Here is a 19,144-nt window from a genome sequence, read left to right as displayed (position 1 = left end):
GATAAGAGGGTTTTACAGCAGCGGGATTTTCTTGATGTTTTCAGTTTCAGCAACAGTATCAACTTTTAAAAAATCGATACAAAAAGTATGAATTTCTGTTGTCAAAAATATATAATCCATATAAAATAATAACAGTAATACAAAAAAAATCAAAAGAGATTCTAACATGTTAAAAAGAATATTGATTGTTGACGATTCTGAGTTTGTGAGAGCTCAATTACTTGATTGTTTAAAGATTATAACTGACAATTGCTTTAAGTAGGAGGAAATTATGTCTAAAGTATTGATTTGGCTTGCTTCAGGGGAAAAAGAAAAGCTAAAGCCAGGGATTTTGTACGGTTTAAATGCAAAAAAACATGGATGGCTTGAAGATGTAAAGTTTGTGGTATTTGGTGAGAGTGAAAAATTGCTTCTTGAAGATGATGAGTTATTTAATCTTATCAACGATAAGGAGAATACGGCCTATTGTAAATTTGTTTCCAATGAATTTGGAATAACCGACCGCCTTGAGAAAAAAGGTGCAAATGTTATATACGTCGGCGATTACGTGTCAAACCTAATCAAAGAAGGCTATCAGGTTATAACCTTTTAATGGCGTCGCAAAATTATAAAACATTTGGCTGCAGTGCCTATATTTTGCCGGGTGGAAAAAAACTCTACGGGTTTTGGCTTGAAGAGGTGAGTACCGGCAACTCTGAGCTTTTGTGTGTAACACCTGAAAGGTTTTACAGGGTTACACACATTGATGTGTTGAAAGAGATTAATTTTATACTTCAGTGTGTAAAGTGTGATAATTACAAATGCAGGCACAACCCAAAATATAGCAAAAATGCCAAATATAAATTTCAACCTGTCATAATTAAGGAAAGTGCCTTTGAAAAGAGAATGCAGCCAAGGATAAACATTATACTTAATGCAAATGTGTTGCCGCTATCTGACCTTGATTTTAATAATGACTGGGAAAAATACTACCCTGCCAGGATAACAAATATAAGCTCTAAGGGCTGCTGTTTGGAATTTGATGAAACTTTGGAAGATATAATTCCCGATATTCAGGACAATGTTGAAATAAGGTTTAAAAACGATATCTATATGCGGATGCCAGATGATACTCAAAGTGTTTATATTTATAAACTTTCCCAGGTTTCTCCAATAATAGGTGAAGTAATGTGGCGAATGCACTATAAATGCGGTGTCCAGTTTATTATTGCAAAAAATAGTGATATTAAAATGATAACCGACTTTGTAGAAGAGGTCAGGACATTTAAGTGCAATTTATGATTTTTCAATTGATTTAATTATTCCAATCGTTATATTCAAATCTTATGAAATTTTGGTTAATGAAGTCTGAGCCTGAATCTTTTTCGTTTGATGACTTGAAAAAAGCACAGAATCAAACCACACCCTGGGATGGTGTAAGAAATTATCAGGCAAGAAATTTTATGAAAAATGATATGCAAATTGGGGATATGGTGCTTTTTTATCATTCAAATTGCAAAGTGCCTGGTGGCATTGGTCTTGCGTTGGTGGCAAGCAAGCCATATCCTGACTTTACACAGTTTGATAAAATTTCAAAATATTTTGACCCAAAAAGTGATAAAGATAATCCGAGATGGTATTTGGTGGATGTAAAATATTTGATGGATTTTCCTGAAATAGTTAGTTTATCTTCTATTAAAACCAATGAAAATTTAAATGGTATGCTTCTTGTAAAGAAAGGGATGAGACTATCGATTCAGCCTGTAAACAGGGAAGAATTTGAGGAGATTATAAGGATGGCAGGGCTTAATTTAAATCAGGTTATGAAAAGGTATGACGAAGTTAAGAAAAGTATCTGATTATATTTACGAAATTCCACAAGAGGACAAGATGCTCGTACCTGGACGCATCTTTGCCTCAGACAGTATGATAGAAGATATTTTAAGGGATGAATCCTTAAAGCAAGTAAAGAATGCCGCATACTTGCCTGGAATAGTAAAGGCTTCTATTGCGATGCCTGATATACATTACGGGTATGGTCTGCCTATTGGCGGTGTAGTTGCAACAGATGTGGACAATGGGGTGGTTACTCCTGGCGGTGTTGGCTTTGATATAAACTGTGGAGTCAGGTTGATTGTCTTTGATATTATTGCTGATGAGATTAAAAATTATGAAAGGCTTGTAAATAAGCTTTTTTCAGATATCCCTTGTGGAGTGGGAGAGGGTGGAAAATTTAAACTGAGCAAAAATGAAATAAAAGAGATTATGACAACAGGTTCAAACTGGGCTTTCAAAAAAGGTTTTGCGTCTTTTGATGATTTGGCATCGACAGAATCTGGCGGCTGTCTTAAAGGAGCAAATCCTGAAATGGTAAGCAGTAGAGCTTTTGAAAGAGGTTATGACCAGGTGGGGACACTTGGCAGCGGCAACCATTTTCTTGAAATAGGTGTTGTCGAGGAAATTTATGACGAGGATAAAAGTTACACGTGGGGGATTACAAAGGGTAAACTAACCCTTATGGTTCATTCAGGCTCAAGAGGGCTTGGTCATCAGGTTTGCAGCGATTATCTAAAACTTTTTGAAAAAGCTATAAAAAAATACAAAATAGAGGTAAAGGATATTCAGCTTGCTTGTGCTCCGGTAAAAAGTGGGGAAGGGGAAAGTTATATTTCTGCTCTGAAATGTGCTGCAAATTATGCTTGGGCAAACAGACAGGTTTTGCAGAATTTGGCCATAAAATCGATAAGTGAATTTCTTGGTGTTGGTGTAGAAAGGTTAAAGCCAAGACTTGTGTATGATGTGGCTCACAATATTGTAAAGTTTGAAAAATACAGGATTGATGGAAAAGAAAAAACTTTGCTTGTTCACCGAAAAGGAGCTACAAGGGCACTTTATAAAAATCATTATGAATTGCCTGACAAATATAAAAATACCGGACAGCCTGTAATTATTCCGGGTGATATGGGAAGATATTCATATGTTTTGTGCGGTGGAAAAAATGCTGAAGTTTTGAGTTTCAATTCTGCCTGCCATGGTGCTGGAAGGGTTTTAAGCAGAAATGCTGCCATAAAGGCTTCGCAAAACAGAAATATTGCAAAAGAGCTTCTTCAGTCTGGAGTTTACGCAATAGGTCGCGGGAAAAAATCTCTCATGGAAGAGATGCCAGAGGCTTATAAAGATGTCCTGGAAGTGGTGGAAGTGGTTGATAGACTTAATATAGCCAATAAAGTTGCAAGGCTAAGGCCTGTTTGTGTGATAAAGGGGTAATTATGGAAAGATGGATGATAATTTTCAGCAATATGCGTTGGGATGATGTTAAATTTAATGTCACAGGTAGCAATATCGATATTGATATTATAAAGCAAAATTTTAATCTAAAAGGTAAAATCAAGAAATATAATGAGTTTTCAAAAGTGTATGAAGTAGAGCTTCAGGATGCAAGAGTAGTGCATATTGTTGATATGAATGAAATAGACAAACACTTTGAAAACAATACGATAATATTTAAAAATAGAAAAGGTCTTCATAACGAAATAAAAAGATACATTGAGTTTAGCCTGAATTAACTTTATGAAAAAAATCGGATTTACCACAACTATACCTGTGGAGATTGTTTTTGCATCAAATAATATTCCTGTGGATTTAAACAATATTTTCATTACTTCAAAATCTCCGTATAAATTTTTGGAGTATGCCGAAGACAATGGAATACCAAGAAACAGTTGCAATTGGATAAAAGGTATTTACACAGCGGTTATGAAAAGGTCTGTGGATGAAGTGATAGCCGTTACTCAAGGGGATTGCAGCAATACTCATGCTTTAATTGAGCTTTTTGAAAGTGAAGGGATAAAGGTGCACCCTTTTGGCTATCCATTTGGCAACGAAAATCCGTATCAATTTCTCAAGAATGAAATTCTGACAATCTGCAAGAGATTAAATGTTTCATTTGATAAAGTAATTAAAGTAAAAGATAGAATAGATAAAATAAGAAGAAAGTTGAAAATTTTGGATAAAATGACTATTGATGGCAAGGTTAGCGGATTTGAAAATCATCTGTGGCTTGTAACTTCAACTGATTTTAATGGTGATTTTGAAACGTATGAAAAAGAGCTGGATAGTTTTATTGAGAAGGCTACATCAAGAAATGTGGCGGACAATAATATAAGACTTGGCTTTATTGGAGTGCCTCCAATTTTTGACAATATTTATCAGTTTATTGAAGAAAAGGGGGCTTCAGTTGTTTTTAATGAGGTGCAAAGACAGTTTTCAATCCCTTCAAATTCAGAAGACTACGTGCAAAGATATCTTGATTATACTTATCCGTATGACATCTTCAAGAGGATAGAGGATATAAAAATACAGGTAAGAGATAGAAAAATTGACGGTATTATCCACTATGTCCAGTCTTTTTGTTACAGACAGATACAGGATGTCATAATAAAAAAGAGTCTGGATGTTCCGATAATCACAATTGAAGGGAATGACCCCGGAAATATTGACGCAAGGACAAAAATCAGGCTTGAGTCATTTATAGAAATGCTTAATGAAAGGAAAAATTAATTTTTTTAGAGGTAAAAATGGCTGATGTGGGGATAGATTTAGGCAGCAGATTTGTGAAGGTAGCGATAAGGGAAAATAATGATATAAATTTTAAGATTATTGACACTGTAACTTTCTATAAAGATTTTGTAAAAAGGAAAAATGATAAGATTGAGATAAATTTTGATTTTTTGGAAGATAAACCTGAACGTGTTGTGGCAACAGGTTACGGGAGGAATATTTTATCGTTTGCCAATGCTGAAATAATTTCTGAGATTAAAGCTCATTTCAGGGGGGCAAAAGAGCAGACGGGGCTTAAAAATTTTACACTAATTGACCTTGGGGGACAGGATAGTAAAGTAATAAAGGTTGACGAAGGTTTTATCGAAGATTTCATAATGAATGACAAATGTGCAGCAAGCACAGGAAGATTTCTGGAAACGGCTGCAAATATTCTGAAAATGGATTTGAAAGAATTGGGTGAATGCACAGAAAATCCGGTAAAATTAAATTCAACCTGTGCTATTTTCAGTGAAAGTGAGATAATCGGCAAAATTGCAGAAGGGGTTGATTTCAGAGAAATTGCTGCAGGTGTTAATGAATCAATTGCAAAAAGAATTGCACCACTTGTAAAAAGGATGAAATCTGAAAAATATTTTATGTCAGGCGGTGTTGCTTCAATATTTGCTGTAAGATATTTTCTTGAGAAAGAGATAAATACTGAAATTTTACCTTTGAAAAATTCTCAATTTAACGGCTGCATTGGTTGTCTTGGTTATTAAAAAAGCCGGCATAAGCCGGCATTTTATTAAAATTTTACCTCTGTTTCACTTTCCCATAATCCGTGGATATTGCAGTAGCTTACGGCAATAAGTTTTCCTGGCTCATCAAGTTTTACTTTAAAACATGCTACCGGGTTGGTGTAAGCTGGACCCTGATTTGCCCCCTTTGTAGATTCGCCATGAGCTAAAAATTCAGCTCTGCCAAGATTGTAAATATTTCCTTCTGCAGGTTTGAAATACAGGGCAATCCAGTTTATAAAGTGTTCGGTAGTGTTAGGGTGGGGAATATCTTTGCCTACAGTAACAACCACGTCACAAAATTCACCCTTTTTAAGTCCGCTTGGACATTCAATTACCGGTACATGTTTCTCATTCTTAAAGTCTGCGCTTTTTACAAATTCACTAATTGCCATATTAACCTCCTGATTTAGTATACTTTATTATAGCATAATTTTTATTTTTGTGCTGGAATTTAATTTAGAATGTATATAATTAAAAGTCAATGATTTTATGTTTTAAGTGTTATGTTGTAAAAATTTCGAACAAATAGGTTATATATTTTAGAAAATATTTTACAGCTAAAGAAAATTTATGTATTTTAACAAAAACTTAAATGGAGATTATTATGTATAAGTATATTTCTCCTGATGATATGATATTAAAGGCTGATTTTAAAGAAATAATTCAAGAAATGAAAAATGCAATGTCAGATTTGGCAAATAACGAAATTATCGTCCCGCTTCGTGAACATATTGAATCTCAGAAAAATGTATTTTTATTTATGCCGGTTTTAAGTGAAAAGTTGAAAAAGGTTGCATTTAAATATGTAGGCGTATGTCCTGAGAATTTGAAAATCAATTTGCCGAGCATAAATGGTTTTGTAATGCTTGCCGATTCTGTTACCGGCATTTCTGAGGCATTTTTTGATGGAGCCACACTTACCGCTATAAGGACTGGTGCAATAGGGGGAGCAGCCATAGACATACTTTCCTCTGAAAAAGCGAAAATTTTGACTGTTTTTGGCACCGGGCCACAGGCCGAAACACAAATTTTAGCTGCACTTTCTGTAAGGGATATCAAAAAAATATATATTTGTGGCAGAGATGAATCAAAAACTGAAAATTTTATTGAAAAAATCAACAAATTTACCGATGCAGATATAAATTGCTATAAATCAGAAGAAAATCTATATGAAAGCGATATAATTATTGCTGCAACTAACAGTCAAAAACCGCTTTTTGCTGCTGATTCAGGTAAATTTAAAGCCGATGTCCATATAAATGCTATCGGCTCATTCAGGCCTTACATGCAAGAAATTTCAGAAAACATTTATGAATCGTTTAACGTGTTTGTAGATAGCAAGTCTGCTTTGAAAGAGAGCGGCGATTTGATAATTCCTATACAAAAGGGTATAATTAACAAAGAAGATATTAAAGAATTAGGTATTGTCGTTAATAGTGTAAAAAAATTTAACAATACTAAAACTATTTTTAAATCGGTGGGCAGTGCAGCTTTTGATTTATATACTGCTAACTATTTTATAAATAAGCTTTAAACAAATTTAAATAATCTGTATTTTAACTTGAATAATTTTTTAATTATGCTATATTTCTCGTTCTTTTAAAAAATATGAGGTGAAAAATGGAGCAACTTCACAATATTATTTTGACTCTTGATGGGTATGTTTGGGGGCCGGTTATGCTTGTACTTCTTCTTGGTACAGGTGTGTGGCTTTCGGTTACGCTTGGCTTTATTCAGATATTTAAACTTCCAAAAGCACTAAGTCTTATTTTAAAGTCCAACAAAAGCTCTGGTGAAAAAGGTGAAATTACACCTTTTCAGGCACTAACCACAGCTCTTTCTGCAACTGTTGGCACAGGTAATATCGCAGGGGTGGCTACTGCTATTGCTTCAGGGGGGCCTGGTGCTATTTTTTGGATGTGGGTAACAGCATTCTTTGGTATGGCTACTAAATACGCCGAAGCTGTGCTGGCTGTTCACTTCAGAAAACAGTTAAGTGACGGCTCTACTATCGGTGGCCCGATGTATTATATTTCAGAAGGATTAAAGCAAAAGTGGCTTGGAGTATTGTTTGCAATATTTGGAGTTTTTGCATCTTTTGGAATAGGCAGCATGGCTCAAAGTCATTCTGTTGCTCTGGCAGTAAATAATGCATTTGGTGTGCCAAAAATTGCAGTTGGAATTTTCCTTGTTGTAATAACAGCATTGGTAATAATTGGAGGAATCAAGAGAATAGGTAAGGTAACTGAAAAATTAGTTCCTTTTATGGCAGTTTTTTATATTGTTATTTCTTTGATTTTGATAATTTCAAATTTTTCAGCAGTTTTGGCGGCATTTAAAATTATTCTTAGTCATGCTTTTTCACCTGCTGCTGCGGTAGGGGGATTTGCAGGTTCGATGGTAAGAGATGCAATTAGGTATGGCGTTGCAAGAGGTGTGTTTTCAAATGAAGCAGGTCTTGGTAGTGCTCCAATTGCACATGCTGCAGCCAAAACTGACAATGCGGTAAAGCAAGGGCTAATTGCAATGACAGGTGTTTTCTTTGATACAATAATCATCTGTTCGATGACTGCTCTTGTAATTATTTCTACCGGTGCATGGGAGTCAGGCAAAAGTAGTACAGAGCTTACTGCACTTGCATTTAACAGCTTTTATGGAAACCTTGGGGATTGGTTTTTGGCTATTGCATTGATATTTTTTGCATACTCTACTATTTTGGGTTGGTCTTACTATGGCGAACAGTGTATGAAATTTTTAACTGGAGGAAAGTTTTCTTATTTTTACAAGCTTATTTTTCTTTTTACAGTGTTTTTTGGCTCATACAGGAAAACAGCATTTGTATGGGATATTTCTGATCTTTTCAATGGAATGATGGCTATCCCAAACCTTATAGGGCTTTTAGGGTTGTCATTGCTTTTGAGAAAACTTACTAAGGAGAATATGGATAAATTTTAGTAATTTATTGTATACAAATTATATAAATATATAAATGGGGGTAGCCGATATAGGCTACTCTCATTTTTTAGTTTATTATTTTAAAAGTAAACTGGAAGTCGTTCTGATTATTTTAAATCGTCGATAAAACTTATTGCAATGGAAGTTATATTTATGCTAAAAGCTTTGAAAAAAATGGACAGCTAACAATGAAAAAGTTTGATGAAGTTTTGCCTTTTATTTTTTTACTACTTTGCTCACTTCTTACCGCAGCACACTTTTTGAGAGCTCAGCAACTTATCTTTGTGGTAATTTTTTTATTTTTGCCTGTTTTGTTTTTTATAAGAAAAAAGGTTGCATTTTATATTATTCAAGGGGCACTTTTTTTCAGTATAGTAGAGTGGATACTTACATCCATAAGGGTTATAAATTACAGGGTTGCAAATTCAATAAGTTATTCAAAATTTGGCATTATTTTATCAGCCGTGATAATTTTCACAGCTTTTACGATGTATCTTATATTCAAGAGTAAGAGATATTAAACTCTTATTGATGCCTGAGCGAGCATCATTTTCAAGTCTTCTACCGCAAAAGGCTTTGGCAGGTAAAAATCAAATCCATGTTTTTTGTATTCGGTAATTATATCACTATCAGAATAGCCCGATGAAACTACAAAATATGAGTCAATACCTTTTTCTTTAAGCATTTTAATTGTTTCCTCACCATTCATTCCGCCCTTTATCGTCAGGTCAAGGACAATTATATCAAATTTTTTGTTTTCAACCTCTTTTAGCGTTTCTTCTCCATTTTTAGTAACAGTTACATTGCAATCAAGAATTTCAAGTATCATTTTAAAAGAATCTCTTAAGTCGGCTTCATCATCCATATACAAAATTTTCAGTTTTTTAATATCGATTTCATCTTTTGTTTCAGAAATTTTATTTAGCTTGCATTCGGTTTTTGGTAAAAAGATTTCAAAAACACACCCTTTGTCAAGATTTTTAAATGTTATATAACCACTGTGCTTCTTGATAATTGAATGCGAAATTGCAAGGCCAAGCCCGCTGCCGGTTTCTTTTGTGGTAAAAAATGGCTCAAATATTTCATTCTTGATATCTTCCGGTATTCCACTGCCGTAATCCCTTATTGCAATTTTTATATATTCCCCTTTTGAGAGATTGTATTCGTTTTTTTCTGCAAAAAATTCAATTGAAGTTGAAATATCTATTTCCCCTTTGTTATTCATTGCCTGGCTGGCATTTAGCACAATATTTGTAATAACCTGCGTGATATAATTTTCGTCTACATCAGCGCATAAACTACCTTGTGTTTCTGGCTGATTTATATCAAAATTCAAAGATGTGCTGCTCCCTTTCAGTGCAAATTCTGCCGCTTCTTTTACAAGTTTGTTAATATCTGTATTTTTTATTTCAAGGCTGCTCCCTTTTGCAAATGTAAGCAGCTGCCTTGTTAAATGTTTGCTTTTGAATATGAGATTTTCAACCTTTTGTATTTCTTCAGTTATAATTCCTTTTGATTTTACTGCTATAATATAGTTTGACATTGCTCCAAGATAGTTATTGAAATCGTGGGCAATGCCTGCAGCTATTTTTCCCACTGTTTCAAGTTTGTCAATTTTTGTCTGGATTTCGATATTTTGTATTGCTTTGGTAATGTTATTTATCATTACTATATAGTCATTATCATTTGTATTTTCATTTTTTACTTTTGTAATGGAGATTTCAGCAATAATATCCCCTTTTCGTGTATTTTTTATGGTATAGTAGTTTTCAAGACTTTCTGAAGAAAAAAATTCTTCAAATTTTATTATATTTTTATTTCTATCTTCAATTTGATACTGGCAATCGGCTACTGACTTGCCAAAATCTAAAATATCAAAAGTATTTTTTGCTGCAATGTTTAAAAACTCAACAATCCCTTTGTGATTAAACAGAATTACCGGATCAGAGAGATTGTTTAATATTTTTACAATTTTTTTTCGCTCATTTTTAACTTCAATTGTAGCAAGATAAAGCTTTTTTTTGAAAGTATGGATTATTATAACCGTAAGTGTGAAAATAAGCAAAATTGTCAATGATACAAAAATATAATTTTCCTCGATGAAGTGCAGAATGGGGTTGTGCAGATACATACCTTCTGAAAAATATTTTAACCTCTTGTAATAATAAGAATTTTCATCTTCGAGAAGGCTTTTTATCGCATTGTCAATTTTATTGATTATATCTTCATTGAGATTTTTACTGTAAGCAAAGTGAGTTTTTATCGGTTTTACGATAATCGGAGTGGTTGTAATATTTTCCGAGACAATTGCAAATGTATAGTTTCTTGCCACAAGAGCGCAATCAACACCTTTGTTAATAACGGCGTCTACTGCCTCCTCATAATTATCCACAAAATAGTATTTGACATCAATATTGAGTCTGTCCAATACAAGCCCAAGGCCATTTGTGGCCATCAAAAAGATATCGTTAAATTGCACGGCAATCGTTTTTCCTTGCAAATCGTAAAATGATTTTATTTTCTTGTCTCTTGTCGTGATAATCTGACCCCAATTTTCAAAAAGAGGGTATCTGGAAAAGTTCATATATTGAAGTCTGTATTCTGCAAATCCAATTGGGAAAAAGACATCGATATTTCCGTTTGAAATATCAGAGTAAAGCTGACTCCAGCTGCCTTTTTTCATTTCATAGTCGATATTTTCCTTCTTTGCAATATATTTGAAAATATCTACAATAAACCCTTTATAACCATCATTTTCGTCATAGGATAGTGGTTTATTTTCCCAGAAACCTACCTTGATTTTTTGAGCAAACGAAGAAGTAACCAACGTCAGGAAGATTAAAAAAGTGATTATTACTTTATTTTTTATTGTCAAGTATTCCCCTTACAAGCTTCAGTATATTCAAAGGTCTATAAGGCTTTGTAACTACTTGATAATTAAAGCAGTTGTCAATGATATCTTTTCTTATATCTTTTTCATAGCCTGTGGTTATAATTGCAGGAACTTTTATGCCAATTTTACAGGCTTCAGCAAGAAGTTTATCTCCATTAAGTTCCGGCATTACGAGGTCAGTAATTATAAAATCGATGGGGGTATTTTTTAATATTTCAAGAGCTTCAGACCCGTTTTTGGCTTTATATACATTATAGCCTGATTTTTCAAAAAGCTCAGATACTATATTTAAAAGTCCAGGCTCGTCTTCGGCAATCAATATATTTTCGCTACCGTGAATATCTTCAAATATGGACATCTTATTGGCATCGGTTTTTTTGTTATTATTACTGTCAAAGCAGGGCCATAGAATATCAAATCTCGTATATTCACTTTCTTTGGTATCTACAAAGATATAACCTTTATTTTGTTTTACTATGCCGTACACACTAGCAAGACCGAGCCCTGTGCCTTTTCCAACCTGTTTGGTGGTAAAAAAAGGTTCAAATATTTTATTTATAAATTCCTCTTTTATTCCAGTCCCATTGTCATAGACTGAAAATTTTATAAATTTTTGATAGTTTTTTTCCTCTACAAGGTCAAAATCACTTAAAACAGGCTTGTCAAGAATGATTTTGATTAACTTTTTATCCTTATCTGACCCGAGCAGAGCATCTCTGCTGTTTATAACGAGGTTCATAATTATCTGACTAAACTGCGTTTTGTCAATATCGATAGGGCATTCGTCATCAATGTTTTTCTCAAAAACAAGCTCAATATTTTCAGGAATTAATCTTCTGAGCATTTTTAGCGAATCGTTGATAAGCGCGCTAAATGTTGTAGTCGCAGGGGAAAACATCTGTTTTCTGCTAAATCCCAAAAGATGACTGACCAGATTTTCAGCCCTCTTTGCAAGCTCCTTTATCTTTTCCACTACTTCGGTTGCTTTTTGAGGCAACTCAAGGTAGCCAAACATTTCAAGATATGCATTGATACCTGTCAGAATATTGTTAAAATCATGGGCTATGCCGCTGGCGAGCTGACCAATTGATTCAAGTTTTTGTACAAGAAATAATTTTTCTTCCAGCAATTTTTCTTTTGTAATATCTCTTTTTAATGCTGCAAACTTGTTTATTTTACCGGATGAGTCTTTTATCGGGAATATTATATCTTCCTCATAATAAATTTCTCCGGTTTTTTTTCTGTTTATAAAAATATCGTTAAAAGTATTTCCCGATAATATTGTAGACCACAGTCTTTTATAAAACTCTTTATTATGTTTGCCTGATTTTAATATCCTTGGATTTTTTCCAAGTAATTCTTTTTTTTCATAGCCTGTAATTTTTGTGTAACCATTATTTACATATACAATATTTCCTTCAATATCAGTAATTACAAAGCCTGCTTCAGATTGCTCAACCATTTCGATAATATTTTCAAGGTTTAATATTGCAAGATTTTTATCTGTAATTTCCTCAAATAAAAGCAAAATCCACCATGAATCATTGCTTTCGATTTTGAAAGGGTAAACACTTATCTGTAACAGTATAATTTCTCCGTTACTTTTTTTGTATCTGGTACATACATTATTATAAGCTAAGCCGTCTATTTGGGATTGACATACAATACATTCTTTATTACTTATCTTAAAATTTTTTGTTTTATGAACAATATCGTGAAAATTTTTGCCTAAAATGTCATTTCTTTCATAGCCTAAGATTGCAAGACCTGCATTGTTGATAAGAACAGACACCCCATTACTATCAATAATACAGATTCCCCTGGTACTTGAGTTTAAAACTGTTTCAAGTATTTTACTTTTTACAATTTCATCCATTCATCACCTGCATTTATTACCTTGTGTATTTCTCTGACCAAATCTTTCGTGGTAAAAGGTTTTTTTAGAAAAGTGAAATTTTGCTTCAGTCTTAAAATTTCCTCATCATCACTGTAACCGGAAATAAATATTGCCGGTATTTGGCCAAATTTTTCTTTGATTGTTTCATAGAGTTTGCCGCCACTCATTCCAGCCATTTTTACATCAAGAATCATTATATCTATCAAAGGGAAATATTCTTCGAGCTTACTCAAGGCATCTCTGGGGCTGTCAGATTGGATAACGTTAAATCCCTCCCTTTCAAGATTTGCTGATACACCGCTTCTGATAAAGTCATCATCATCCACGAAAAATATTGTTATTGAATTGCTTATTTCATTTAAAAATTCAGACTCGTTTATGTCGGTATTTTCTGCAGATTTGTCGGATAATGGTAAATATATTGTAAATTCTGCCCCTTCACCCTCTTTGCTATTGACAGTGATATCACCTTTGTATTCTTTAAGAGTAGAAAATATTGCTGTCAGTCCAAGTCCTAATCCTTTATTACTCTTTGTTGAGAAGTCTGGCGAAAAAATTTTGTTAATATTCTCCTCTTTTATTCCTATACCGTTATCAGATATCACAATTTCAGCGTATTTGCCATCAGGCAGGTATGGATGATTTGTTAAATCTATTTTTGATAAAGTAATATTGATTTTCCCCTTTTCAATTCCTTTTTTCTCAATGGCCTCAGCCGCATTTTGAATAATACCTGTAAAAATCTGCAAAACCCTTGTATAATCCCCCTTTATATTTAAGTCAGATGATGTGGTAGTGACAGAAATGGTAATATTATCAGGGATTAATTCATCAAAAAGCTTTTTGTGCTCAATTATAAAGCTGTTTAGTTCAATATCGGATACCAGAACATTTTCATCGGGGAAAAGCGATTCAAATCTGTTTATCTGATTGAGACTTTTTTCAATACCGCTTTCAAGTCGGTATAATTTTTCATTATCCGGATAATCTATTAAAAGCAAATCAACAAGCCCAAGTCTTTCCGTAAAACCATCTTTTAAATCTTTTATAAAGTTTTTTAACAGTTTGTTATTGGTTTCAAGGTTTTCAATGGCGCTAACTTTTTCATGCAGGTTTAAAACATCAGTAATATCTATCAACACACCGTGATGCATGATTTCGCTATTTTCATCATCCCATAGCTGCACATTTGCAAGGACAGTAATGATTTTATTTTTTAATGTTTTAAATTTTAGCCTGTAGTTTCTAAGCTTTTTATATTTTTGCAAATCTTCCAAAAATTTTTTTCTGTCATCTTTATTGAGGTAAAAATTTTCGACAGGTTTTCCGATGAGATTTTCAAGGTCAGTTTGCATAATTTCTGCCAAAGCTTGATTTGCTTCCAAAAGTCTCTCATCTTTTGATACGGTATAAATGGGAATCCCTGATGTTTCAAAAATAATTTTATACTTTTTTAACGCTTCATTACTGCACATATAAACTACCTCTTGAAAAATTCTTGTTTTTCTAATAGTAAAATATAATATGGTAAACTTCAATAGAAATATAATATTTATTATGTTACAATAATAAATAAACTTTGGGGGATTGATTTTGGCAGAGTTAACCAGGACTAGGATTTATGCCGGCAGCATCAACGAAGGGTTTGAAAAGGCCAAAAAATATTTCAAAAAAGAGATGCACGAGCTTGAATATAAACTTATCTCTTCTAATGGCGAGGGGGACAAGAAATACTTGCTTGAATTTTCACTGAAATCTTCTCAGGATGGCAGAAAAGGAAGACTTTTTGACGATGTCTTTCTTGATGATTTTGATGTATTGATTTCTAAAGATAAAATGAAAGCTTATATTTTAATTCCTCCTCATCCAAAACAGGTTGACCGTGATTATATCTTTGAACTTTTGAAGGAAAATGGTGTGGTAAAAGGGATTATGGAGGACAGGGTTGATTTGCTTATTCATCTGCTTGATTCAAAAAGTAGCAAAATTGAGCCGACATTTTTGGTTGCTGAAGGTAAAAAGGCAGTTGATGGATATAATGCTGAAGTGCTTATCAAATCAGATGAAAAAAAAGAAGATGAGTTTTTGGTAGAAGAATCTTTGGACAGAGTTGATTATAAAAATATAAAAAAAAACCGTTTGGGGGTTGTATATAAAGATTCTGCTGTTGCTTATTACAATCCGCCTACAAAGGGGCAGCCAGGCTTTACTGTTACCGGTGAGATTCTTGAGGCAAATGATGGTGTGGATTTAATTGTAAAGCTAAATGAAAATGTTGTGAAAAGGGATAATGTATACTATTCACTAATTGATGGCCTTCTTGAGTATAACTTTTTCGGAAATATTGTTGAGATGAAAATTACAAATGTATACATTGTAAAGGGGAATGTTGATTATAAGACAGGAAATATTGAGTTTCCAGGCTCTGTTATAATTTCAGGTGAGCTTCAGGCCGGTTTTTCAGTTAAATCGGGTGAAAATATTATTGCAAAAGCAATTTCAGGAGAGGCACATGCAAAGGGTAATATTATTGTCAAAGAGGGGATAATAGGAAGTAGCCACGCCAAAAGATGTAAAATCAGGGCTGGAGGGATGATAGAAGCTACATTTATACAGTTTGCCGATGTGTCAACAAACGAAGGTGTCGTGGTAAAAAACCTTATAAGAGACTCAATGATAATTACTGATGGTAAAATAACATGTTTTGGAAAGCCTGGGAATATCTATGGTGGTGTTTTTTATGCTACAAAAGGGGTGGAGGCAAATATTTTGGGCTCTGCATCTTTTGTCAAAACCAAGATTGTTGTGGGAGCTTCGGCAAAATATGTGTCAAGGCTGTCAAAACTAATGCAGGATAAAGAGCATCTTGAAAGGACTTTGCAGCAGATATTGAATTTTTTAGGCAGCATTGAAAAGAGAATGGACACTCTTGATGAAGAGAAGAAAAGAAGGATTGCAAAATTGGTAGATGAAAAAAGGAAAGTAAGGAGAAATCTTTATCACATATATGCAAGTATTGACGAAATTAAGTTGAAGCTTAAGGAAGGGACTGATACGGAAATTTTGTTCCACAAAGAAGCAATGCCGGGTGTGGTTGCCGTAATCGGAGAATACTTTTTTGAATTAAATAAACTTGAAAAAAACGGTAAATTTGTCTTTGACCCTGAAAAAAAAGAGGTCGTAATAGAAAAAATCAAGTAAAATGGAAAAATCAAACATGGTAAAAACTACTCTAAAACTACACTTTTTTTATGGCAGTTTTTCTCGCTAAACTTTCTCCCACTGAAAATTAACGATATTTTTTTCCTCTGAGCTGAATTCTATTCCTACAATATAGATTTGACTTGATTCATTTAGATATTTATCAGCATAATGTTTTTCTTTAATCTGCTGTAAGGCTTCACCTTTGCTGCCGTCTACCTTAAATTCAAGGATATAAATCTTGTCATTTACAAAAAGTGTCAAATCAATCCTCCCTTTATTTGTTACATCTTCACCGATTATTTTAATGCCAAGGGAAGCAAGATACGAATAAATTATGCTTGCATAAAATCCTTCATATTGAGTGAGTTTATTCTTTGTAAAATTGGTATAAGGGATTGAATCAAACAAAGAGGTTAAAGCAATCTTAAAATCTTCTAATTTTTCATAATGTAGTGATTTGATAAGGGATTTTTTTACACTGCTGTCTCCATTAAACAGATAGTTTATTATATAATCATTTAAAGATATTTGAACTTCGAGGTTAGGGATTTTCAATTTATATTCTATTGAAGAAAGAAGCTCGTCTTTTATCATTTTTTCAATAGTCAAATATCCTGTCTGGTATAAAAGCACTTCCAGGTCTATATTTTCAATATCAAAACTTGATAGCAATTTTTCATCAACTATCAGATTGGTCAGCTTGGGTAAAAAATAATTTTTTTCCTTTATAAGTTTAATCAAAAATGATGGTGTGCCGCTCTCAAACCAATAATTTCTGAACATAAATTTGCTGCTTATAAACTGTAAAATATCAAAAGGGTTATAAACATTGTCTTTCAGAAAGTTGTAACCGTTATACCACATTTTTACCTTATCGAGATCTACATCTTTAAAATATGGTAAAAATGAAGTCTCAATGTCATTTTGGGTATAACCGCAAATGTTACCATATTCCGGATTAAGGGATATATCTGTAAGCATATTAAGCCCGCTGAAGATTGAGGCTTTAGAAAATTTGCTTACACCAGTTAAAAATGCAAACTTGATATAGGCATCTACACCTTTTAAAACGGAGTACAGCCCTTTTATATATTCCCTGTGTTCTTTTGCCTGCTCTGTATCTTCTATGACATCAAGGATTGGTTTATCGTATTCATCTATCAAAACTACCACTTTTTGACCATATTTTTCTGACGCCATTGTGATAAGTCTTCTAAAACAAATAACCAAATCCAAATCGTCTTCGCAATTTATATTGAGTCTTCTTTGATTTTCCAATAAAGTCTCTCTAAGTGTTGATTCCAAATCTTTAATTGACCTATTTTTGCCATCCCAACTTATTTTTATTACAGGGTACTTTTCTTCCCAATTCCATTTATCGTAAATATAAAGCCCTTCAAAAAGCTTTTTATTGCCTTCAAATAGCTCTTTTAATGTGTCAAGAAATAGCGACTTACCAAATCTGCGGGGACGGGATAAAAAAACATACTTATATTCTTCAGTTAGCTTTAAGGCCTCTTCAGTCTTATCAATATAGACATAACCGTCTTCAATTATTTCCTTAAATGTCTGTATGCCGATGGGGAGCTTTTTTAGTTTTTGCATAATTATCTCCGCAAATTTTTGTTTAGTAAATATAAGCCAAGATTCAAGATTAGGCAAGGGGGAGTGGAGATTTTGAATAATGATAGGCAAATTTGTTTATTGTTTAATAATTTTAAATTTTTACGCAGATAGCTTCTATTTCAATATCTACATCTTTTGGCAATCTTGCTACTTCTACAACTGCTCTGGCTGGTTTGTGGCTGCCAAAAAATGATTCATAAATTTCATTAATTTTTCCAAAATTATTCATATCTTTTATAAAAACAGTTACTTTAGCAATATCTGTCAGCTTAAATCCTGCATGCTCTACAATATTTTTGAGATTGTTAAGGACAAGTTTTGTTTCATCTTCAATATTTGTTAATACAAGCTCACCAGTATTTGGATTTATAGGGATTTGCCCGGATACAAATAACATATTGTTAACTTTTACTGCCTGAGAATAAGGCCCTATTGCTGCCGGAGCGTTTTTTGTGTTTACAAATTCCATCATTTCCCCCTAAATTTTTAAAGCTCTTATCACTCTCCATGAGAGAGTGTATTTTTTGTTTGTGGTTTCGATTGGCTTGAAAAATGTATCAAATATTTCCTGCTCTTTAAACAATGTATTAAAGAAATTTTCATTGCCGAAAATTGATTTTATCTCTTCAAGGCTTGTTTCCTGCATGATTGTTTCCTCTTTGACATCCACAAAAATATTGCTCAATGAATTTTTTAGAGTTACAAACCATCTGTTTAGTTTTTCTTTTACCGCATTTTGTGAAATCTGACTCAGACCATTTAAAATATCTTTGCCATATTCATCATAGACATCCGGATAAACTACAAGGATAAGCCTTCCAGCAAGATTTAAAGCCCTATGAAGCGAATATACGCAATCATAAAGGGGCTGAAATTTATATGTACCGCCCATGGAAATAATCAGGTCGCATTTAAGTTTGTTAAGCGTAAATGCAAGATTGCTCTGAACAGGGACTGAAAATATACCATCAATTGTTTTTATCTGGGAAAATGCCACGTTATAAATTGTGTTAAAAACCCTTTTATCTTTGAGGTATTTTGCCGTCAAATAGTCGTTAAAAGAGAGGTCACACACAGTAAGGTTTTTGCTCCCCTGAATATTTAATCCGTCAAAAATTTTAAGATAAGTGAGAAATTTCTCTTCTGCTTTTGTAAAATTCATAAACATCCTTTACTTAAAAAAAAACATAATGTATATTTGCCTAAAAATTATATGCATAATTAAATATTTATCAATACCCAAATTTT

18 protein-coding genes are annotated in these 19,144 nt (G+C 33.2%); 11 read left to right on the top strand and 7 right to left on the bottom strand.

Features of this window, described 5'->3' with window-relative positions:
* The first annotated feature begins 271 nt into the window (after positions 1-271).
* From ACTCAF_RS00495 to ACTCAF_RS00465, 7 genes are read left to right on the top strand one after another with little or no spacing between them, the layout of a single operon-like run.
* The gene (locus tag ACTCAF_RS00495) at positions 272-592 is read left to right on the top strand and encodes a hypothetical protein (RefSeq protein ID WP_463061339.1); all 321 of its coding nucleotides are present in this window, start codon (positions 272-274) and stop codon (positions 590-592) included.
* Complete coding sequence (locus ACTCAF_RS00490; RefSeq protein ID WP_463061338.1) at positions 592-1,281, top strand: PilZ domain-containing protein; 690 nt, start codon at positions 592-594, stop codon at positions 1,279-1,281. Before ACTCAF_RS00495 ends, ACTCAF_RS00490 begins: the two co-directional genes overlap by 1 nt.
* 44 nt (positions 1,282-1,325) lie before the next feature.
* Positions 1,326-1,838 carry an EVE domain-containing protein gene (locus ACTCAF_RS00485; RefSeq protein ID WP_463061337.1) on the top strand — a complete coding sequence of 171 codons (513 nt, stop codon included), beginning with the start codon at positions 1,326-1,328 and terminating at the stop codon, positions 1,836-1,838.
* Positions 1,813-3,246: an RtcB family protein gene (locus tag ACTCAF_RS00480; protein WP_463061336.1), complete on the top strand. Its 1,434-nt coding sequence runs from the start codon at positions 1,813-1,815 to the stop codon at positions 3,244-3,246. Before ACTCAF_RS00485 ends, ACTCAF_RS00480 begins: the two co-directional genes overlap by 26 nt.
* A gap of 2 nt (positions 3,247-3,248) precedes the next feature.
* On the top strand, positions 3,249-3,545 hold the full coding sequence (locus ACTCAF_RS00475) for a hypothetical protein (protein ID WP_463061335.1): 297 nt from the start codon (positions 3,249-3,251) through the stop codon (positions 3,543-3,545).
* A gap of 4 nt (positions 3,546-3,549) precedes the next feature.
* The gene (locus ACTCAF_RS00470; protein ID WP_463061334.1) at positions 3,550-4,539 is read left to right on the top strand and encodes a 2-hydroxyacyl-CoA dehydratase family protein; all 990 of its coding nucleotides are present in this window, start codon (positions 3,550-3,552) and stop codon (positions 4,537-4,539) included.
* Between the two features lie 17 nt (positions 4,540-4,556).
* Positions 4,557-5,300 (top strand): acyl-CoA dehydratase activase, encoded by a 744-nt coding sequence (locus ACTCAF_RS00465; RefSeq protein ID WP_463061333.1) that lies wholly within the window; start codon positions 4,557-4,559, stop codon positions 5,298-5,300.
* A gap of 26 nt (positions 5,301-5,326) precedes the next feature.
* Here ACTCAF_RS00465 and ACTCAF_RS00460 read toward each other — a convergent pair whose 3' ends face one another.
* A complete protein-coding gene (locus ACTCAF_RS00460; RefSeq protein WP_463061332.1) occupies positions 5,327-5,713 on the bottom strand; it encodes a class II SORL domain-containing protein in 387 nt (128 codons plus the stop codon).
* 212 nt (positions 5,714-5,925) lie between these two features.
* On the opposite strand from ACTCAF_RS00460, the gene ACTCAF_RS00455 reads away from it, so the two are divergent.
* The 3 genes from ACTCAF_RS00455 to ACTCAF_RS00445 all read left to right on the top strand — a co-directional run bounded on the left by ACTCAF_RS00455 (position 5,926) and on the right by ACTCAF_RS00445 (position 8,797).
* Positions 5,926-6,855, top strand: coding sequence for an ornithine cyclodeaminase family protein (locus ACTCAF_RS00455; protein ID WP_463061331.1), 930 nt, complete (start codon positions 5,926-5,928; stop codon positions 6,853-6,855).
* 86 nt (positions 6,856-6,941) lie between these two features.
* A complete protein-coding gene (locus ACTCAF_RS00450; RefSeq protein ID WP_463061330.1) occupies positions 6,942-8,276 on the top strand; it encodes an alanine/glycine:cation symporter family protein in 1,335 nt (444 codons plus the stop codon).
* 188 nt (positions 8,277-8,464) lie between these two features.
* Positions 8,465-8,797, top strand: coding sequence for a hypothetical protein (locus tag ACTCAF_RS00445; protein WP_463061329.1), 333 nt, complete (start codon positions 8,465-8,467; stop codon positions 8,795-8,797).
* Here the strand turns inward: ACTCAF_RS00445 and ACTCAF_RS00440 are convergent.
* The 3 genes from ACTCAF_RS00440 to ACTCAF_RS00430 are packed head-to-tail and all read right to left on the bottom strand — an operon-like array spanning position 8,794 to position 14,541.
* Positions 8,794-11,151: an ATP-binding protein gene (locus ACTCAF_RS00440; RefSeq protein WP_463061328.1), complete on the bottom strand. Its 2,358-nt coding sequence runs from the start codon at positions 11,149-11,151 to the stop codon at positions 8,794-8,796. The two genes, ACTCAF_RS00445 and ACTCAF_RS00440, sit on opposite strands and share 4 nt — an antisense overlap.
* Complete coding sequence (locus ACTCAF_RS00435) at positions 11,135-13,045, bottom strand: hybrid sensor histidine kinase/response regulator (RefSeq protein WP_463061327.1); 1,911 nt, start codon at positions 13,043-13,045, stop codon at positions 11,135-11,137. The genes ACTCAF_RS00440 and ACTCAF_RS00435 overlap by 17 nt, the downstream gene beginning before the upstream one ends.
* Positions 13,030-14,541, bottom strand: a complete 1,512-nt coding sequence (locus ACTCAF_RS00430; RefSeq protein WP_463061326.1) for an ATP-binding protein — start codon at positions 14,539-14,541, stop codon at positions 13,030-13,032. Before ACTCAF_RS00430 ends, ACTCAF_RS00435 begins: the two co-directional genes overlap by 16 nt.
* Positions 14,542-14,659: 118 nt before the next feature.
* On the opposite strand from ACTCAF_RS00430, the gene ACTCAF_RS00425 reads away from it, so the two are divergent.
* Complete coding sequence (locus ACTCAF_RS00425) at positions 14,660-16,267, top strand: DUF342 domain-containing protein (RefSeq protein WP_463061325.1); 1,608 nt, start codon at positions 14,660-14,662, stop codon at positions 16,265-16,267.
* A 66-nt stretch (positions 16,268-16,333) separates the two neighbouring features.
* Here the strand turns inward: ACTCAF_RS00425 and ACTCAF_RS00420 are convergent, their stop codons facing one another.
* From ACTCAF_RS00420 to ACTCAF_RS00410, 3 genes are all read right to left on the bottom strand, one after another.
* Positions 16,334-17,875: an ATP-binding protein gene (locus ACTCAF_RS00420; RefSeq protein WP_463061324.1), complete on the bottom strand. Its 1,542-nt coding sequence runs from the start codon at positions 17,873-17,875 to the stop codon at positions 16,334-16,336.
* Between the two features lie 112 nt (positions 17,876-17,987).
* Positions 17,988-18,368, bottom strand: a complete 381-nt coding sequence (locus tag ACTCAF_RS00415; RefSeq protein ID WP_463061323.1) for a RidA family protein — start codon at positions 18,366-18,368, stop codon at positions 17,988-17,990.
* Positions 18,369-18,374: 6 nt separating this feature from the next.
* Positions 18,375-19,058 carry a hypothetical protein gene (locus ACTCAF_RS00410; RefSeq protein WP_463061322.1) on the bottom strand — a complete coding sequence of 228 codons (684 nt, stop codon included), beginning with the start codon at positions 19,056-19,058 and terminating at the stop codon, positions 18,375-18,377.
* Between the last annotated feature and the right edge of the window lie 86 nt (positions 19,059-19,144).

It is taken from the genome of Deferrivibrio sp. (assembly GCF_055117995.1).
The sequence above is the reverse complement of the archived record's forward strand: the minus strand, read 5'-3'. Positions and strand labels throughout refer to the sequence as shown.

Excerpts from the sequence above, each read along its gene's own strand:
- ACTCAF_RS00470 (WP_463061334.1), top strand. The coding sequence starts at position 3,550 with ATGAAAAAAATCGGATTTACCACAACTATACCTGTGGAGATTGTTTTT.
- ACTCAF_RS00410 (WP_463061322.1), bottom strand. The coding sequence starts at position 19,058 with ATGAATTTTACAAAAGCAGAAGAGAAATTTCTCACTTATCTTAAAATT.
- ACTCAF_RS00450 (WP_463061330.1), top strand. The coding sequence starts at position 6,942 with ATGGAGCAACTTCACAATATTATTTTGACTCTTGATGGGTATGTTTGG.
- ACTCAF_RS00455 (WP_463061331.1), top strand. The coding sequence starts at position 5,926 with ATGTATAAGTATATTTCTCCTGATGATATGATATTAAAGGCTGATTTT.
- ACTCAF_RS00485 (WP_463061337.1), top strand. The coding sequence starts at position 1,326 with ATGAAATTTTGGTTAATGAAGTCTGAGCCTGAATCTTTTTCGTTTGAT.
- ACTCAF_RS00430 (WP_463061326.1), bottom strand. The coding sequence starts at position 14,541 with ATGTGCAGTAATGAAGCGTTAAAAAAGTATAAAATTATTTTTGAAACA.
- ACTCAF_RS00490 (WP_463061338.1), top strand. The coding sequence starts at position 592 with ATGGCGTCGCAAAATTATAAAACATTTGGCTGCAGTGCCTATATTTTG.
- ACTCAF_RS00475 (WP_463061335.1), top strand. The coding sequence starts at position 3,249 with ATGGAAAGATGGATGATAATTTTCAGCAATATGCGTTGGGATGATGTT.
- ACTCAF_RS00495 (WP_463061339.1), top strand. The coding sequence starts at position 272 with ATGTCTAAAGTATTGATTTGGCTTGCTTCAGGGGAAAAAGAAAAGCTA.
- ACTCAF_RS00480 (WP_463061336.1), top strand. The coding sequence starts at position 1,813 with ATGACGAAGTTAAGAAAAGTATCTGATTATATTTACGAAATTCCACAA.
- ACTCAF_RS00460 (WP_463061332.1), bottom strand. The coding sequence starts at position 5,713 with ATGGCAATTAGTGAATTTGTAAAAAGCGCAGACTTTAAGAATGAGAAA.
- ACTCAF_RS00435 (WP_463061327.1), bottom strand. The coding sequence starts at position 13,045 with ATGGATGAAATTGTAAAAAGTAAAATACTTGAAACAGTTTTAAACTCA.
- ACTCAF_RS00420 (WP_463061324.1), bottom strand. The coding sequence starts at position 17,875 with ATGCAAAAACTAAAAAAGCTCCCCATCGGCATACAGACATTTAAGGAA.
- ACTCAF_RS00445 (WP_463061329.1), top strand. The coding sequence starts at position 8,465 with ATGAAAAAGTTTGATGAAGTTTTGCCTTTTATTTTTTTACTACTTTGC.
- ACTCAF_RS00465 (WP_463061333.1), top strand. The coding sequence starts at position 4,557 with ATGGCTGATGTGGGGATAGATTTAGGCAGCAGATTTGTGAAGGTAGCG.
- ACTCAF_RS00415 (WP_463061323.1), bottom strand. The coding sequence starts at position 18,368 with ATGATGGAATTTGTAAACACAAAAAACGCTCCGGCAGCAATAGGGCCT.